We start from the raw sequence: 4,069 nt of genomic DNA, 5'->3' as shown, positions 1-4,069 counted from the left end.
ATTATTGGCAAAAACAAGGAATTGTTAAAATCTCAGAACAAGGAGATATCGAGTTTGTAAACTTAAAAGAGCTTTATATAAGAGATGTATATAATTTGAAAAGCCAAGAAAAAACTTCAAAATATTCAGATATAGTTCAAGATCCAAAAATCGCAAATTTGTTGTCAAAAGCTGAATTTTTGATGAGAGAAAACATACCTTCTGTCAAAAAAATGGATATAGCTTCATGGATCGATGTATATAACGAACCGGCTGAAGTTATTGAAGAAGCTTTTTATTATGCCACAGAAGTTCAAGATGTTTATGATTTGAAATATATAGAAAAAATTGTAAGAAACTGGTCTAAAGATGGTATAAGAACCGTAGAAGATGTTGAAAACTCTTATATCAACAGAGATCAAAAATATTATAGATTCAATAAAGTTAGAAAATTTATTGGAATTGAAAGAAAAAAATTCAATCTTGTGGAATTTAACATAGTAAATTCCTGGTTTGATGATATGGGTTTTGATATGGATATGGTCACGGAGGCTTGCAAAAGAACTGCAAATATTTCTAAACCAAATATTAATTATGTTAATAAAATTCTAAAATCTTGGAAGGAAAAAGACATAAAAAGTCCTGAAGAGATTCCTGTTAAAGATAAGATACAAAAAAATAAAGTAAAAACTAAGTTTCATAATTTTAAACAAATTACTGATGCTTACAGTGAAGATGAGCTTGAAGAAGTTGCAAGAAAGAAAAGAGAAGAATCATATAAAAGGTTGGGTATTTAATGGAAGTTAATAGAAAAATATCTCTGCATTATGAAAATATTAGACGCAAAAATGAAGAAATTTTAAAAAACAGAAAAAAAGAAATATATAGAAATATCCCACAGATTGCTGAAATTGATAAATATATAAATCAACTAGGTCTTAAATCTTGCAAGAGCCTTTTTCTTAAACCATCATCTTCAATTGTTATGGATGTAACAAGAGAAATTAGCGACTTAAAAAAAGAAAAGGAAAGGCTTTTAACTGAAAACGGCTATGATATAAATTACCTATCTATGCCTTATGACTGTGAATATTGTAAAGATAGTGGTTTGTTAGAAGATGGAAGTAAATGCTACTGCCTAAATAAATTAATTATAGATAAGCTTTATAAGACATCAAATCTTGACCATACTTTAAAAAAAGAAAATTTTCTTCACTTCGATACAAATATTTTTTCTGACAAAATTGATGAAAAAGAGGGCATAAGTCCCAAGGAAAATATTTTAAAAATAAGAGAAATATCTAAAAGATTTATAGAAACTTTTAAAGAAGATAATGATTTTAATTTATTATTTTACGGACCTACAGGACAAGGTAAAACTTTTACTATAAATTGTATAGCAAAGGAACTTTTAGATAGAAATATTTCAGTTATATATTTAACAGCCTATGAAATTGTTGAATTATTAGAAAATAAGAGATTTAAAAAAATTGATGATGATAGATATGATTATCTCTTTGAGGCTCAGCTATTAATTGTTGATGATTTAGGTATAGAACTTGTAAGTAGCTTTACAAATTCTGAAATATTTAATATCATAAATACTAGACTTATTAGAGGTAAAAAAACTGTGATTTCAACTAATTTGTCGCCAAAAGAACTCTCAGAAACTTATACTGATAGAGTTTTCTCGAGGGTATTTCAAAAATTTATGCCCCTTAAATTTTTTGGTGAAGATTTAAGATGGCAATAGAGGAGGAAAAAACAATGAAAATATCAAATAGAGTCCAAAAAATTCAATTCTCTGCTATAAGAAAATTAACTCCTTATGCTCAAGAAGCTAAAAAAAATGGCAAGAAAGTATATCATTTAAACATAGGAGCACCCGATGTTGAAGTACCACAAGCATTTTTTGATGCTATAGGAGATTTCCAAGGAAAAGTACTAAAATATCCTTCTGCTCCAGGAATTGATGAATTAAGAGAAAGTTGGTCAAATTATTATAAAAAAAGAAATTTAAACTTTGAACCAGAAAATATATTTATAACTTCTGGTGCTAGTGAAGCTTTGCTTCTTGTTTTAATGACAATAGCCGATGAAGGTGATGAAATTATTACAACTAATCCATTCTATTCAAACTATAAAACATATATGGACCAACTTAATTTAAAGATTAATGCTTTTAATACAAGTCCAGATAATGGTTTTGCTCTTCCATCAACTGAAGAAATAGAAAAAGTTATTTCTGATAAGTCTGTTGCTTTTTTAATTTCAAACCCAACTAATCCTACAGGAGCAGTTTATTCAAGAGAGGAACTTGAAAGACTTAAAGAATTAGCTATAAAACATGATATGTATATCATAACCGATGAAGTTTATAGAGAATTTATTTATGATGGATTAAAATACTTATCTTTCGCTGAATTAGAAGGAATTGATGATAGACTTATTTTACTTGATTCTATATCAAAAAGATTTGGAGCCTGTGGTGCAAGAATCGGAGCTATTGCCGCAAAAAATAAAGATATATTGACATCAATTAATAAACTTGCAACAGGAAGATTAGCAGTGCCAACATTAGAACAAATAGGAGCTGCAGCTTTATTTAATTCAGATGAATCTTATTTCGAAGAAGTTAATAAGGAATACGAAAAAAGACGTAACACTATTTATGAAGAACTTAAAAAGATTGACGGAGTAAGTGTTTATAAACCAAAGGGAGCATTTTACATCATGCCAACCCTTCCTGTAGATGATGCTGAAGATTTTGCCAAATGGCTATTAACTGATTTTGATGTAGATGGTGAAACTCTAATGATGGCACCTGCTGACGGATTTTTCTATAATTCAGATGAAGGTAAAAACAAGGTTAGACTCGCCTTTGTCTTAAATGTAAATGATATTAAAAAAGCCATGAATATTCTAAAAGAAGGATTGAGGAAATATAATTCTTGAATAAAGAAAAATTAAAAAATCTATTAGAAAAGCTAACCTTATTTTTAACTTTTTTAATAGTTGTTGTTACATGGATAGGAAGAATAAAAAAAACAAATATTGGTTATGTACCTTCTTCCATAAGAAACTTGCAGATCATTTTAGTACTCTTTACCATGGCGGAGATTTTACTTTTAACATATCTAGATAAAAAGAAAAATGCCCTTTATCTATCAATATTTTATATAATAATGGCTGTTGTATATATAGCCTTTAAAGGGGCAGGAAGAATATAGATTATAAGTTTGAAAGACGAGGAAAAATAATTCCTCGCCTTTTTTTGTAATATATAGATAAAAATTTTTATTCCTGTGATAAAATATTTTATTGTAAGGTGAACTTTATGGAAAAATATGTAAAAGTTTCCGGCGGCTCAAAAATTTATCTAAGAATTTTAGGTCAAGGAGAAGCTTTAATTCTCCTTCACGGAAATGGAGAAAATTCTCATTATTTCGACAAGCAAATTAGGGATTTTGCTAAATATTTCAAAGTTATAGCTATAGATACTAGAGGACACGGCAAAAGTGACCCTATAAAAGAAAAATTAACTTTTGAAGATTTATCCAGGGATTTGTTGGATATTCTTAATTTTCTAAAAATAGATAAGGCAAATATTTTAGGCTTTTCGGATGGAGCAAATATTGCTCTTGTTTTTGCAAAAAATTATCCTTCAAGAATAAAAAAATTAATTCTAAATTCGCCTAATAAAAATGTAGACCAAATAAAATTACTACCTAGAATTTTCAGTTTTATTTTCTATTACTTATTAAAAATTGTAAGTAACTTATGTAAAAGATTTAGAAATTATTTTTCTGTTTACAGCCTTATTTTTGATACTATCAAAATTAAAGATTCAGATTTTAAAAAAATCGACTTTCCAGTTCTTATAATTGCTGGAGCAAAAGATTTAATTTATATTGACACTTTTTATAAGATTGCAAAAAAAATAAAAAAATCTAAATTATCAATAATCAAAGGGCATGGTCATAAAGTCGCACATACAAATCCAAAAGAATACAATAAAATAATTTTAGATTTTTTAAGAAGAAAGGCAGACTAATGAAAATTATAAAAAATATTTTGAAATATATAAAAG

At 27.4% G+C, this 4,069-nt stretch carries 5 protein-coding genes; all 5 read left to right on the top strand.

Annotated elements, in window-relative coordinates; genetic code table 11:
* Positions 1-776: DnaD domain protein (locus tag HMPREF9131_RS01455; RefSeq protein WP_009344975.1), on the top strand; the 776-nt coding region annotated here is incomplete at its 5' end.
* Positions 776-1,732 carry an ATP-binding protein gene (locus HMPREF9131_RS01450; RefSeq protein ID WP_009344977.1) on the top strand — a complete coding sequence of 319 codons (957 nt, stop codon included), beginning with the start codon at positions 776-778 and terminating at the stop codon, positions 1,730-1,732. The genes HMPREF9131_RS01455 and HMPREF9131_RS01450, both read left to right, overlap by 1 nt.
* 14 nt (positions 1,733-1,746) lie before the next feature.
* Positions 1,747-2,934, top strand: coding sequence for a pyridoxal phosphate-dependent aminotransferase (locus HMPREF9131_RS01445; protein ID WP_009344978.1), 1,188 nt, complete (start codon positions 1,747-1,749; stop codon positions 2,932-2,934).
* A complete protein-coding gene (locus HMPREF9131_RS01440; protein ID WP_009344974.1) occupies positions 2,931-3,209 on the top strand; it encodes a hypothetical protein in 279 nt (92 codons plus the stop codon). Before HMPREF9131_RS01445 ends, HMPREF9131_RS01440 begins: the two co-directional genes overlap by 4 nt.
* A 107-nt stretch (positions 3,210-3,316) precedes the next feature.
* Positions 3,317-4,033, top strand: coding sequence for an alpha/beta fold hydrolase (locus HMPREF9131_RS01435; RefSeq protein ID WP_009344976.1), 717 nt, complete (start codon positions 3,317-3,319; stop codon positions 4,031-4,033).
* The last annotated feature ends 36 nt before the right edge of the window (positions 4,034-4,069 follow it).

Source organism: Peptoniphilus sp. oral taxon 836 str. F0141 (assembly GCF_000179335.1).
Classification (GTDB): Bacteria; Bacillota; Clostridia; order Tissierellales; family Peptoniphilaceae; genus Peptoniphilus_A; species Peptoniphilus_A lacrimalis.
The sequence above is the reverse complement of the archived record's forward strand: the minus strand, read 5'-3'. Positions and strand labels throughout refer to the sequence as shown.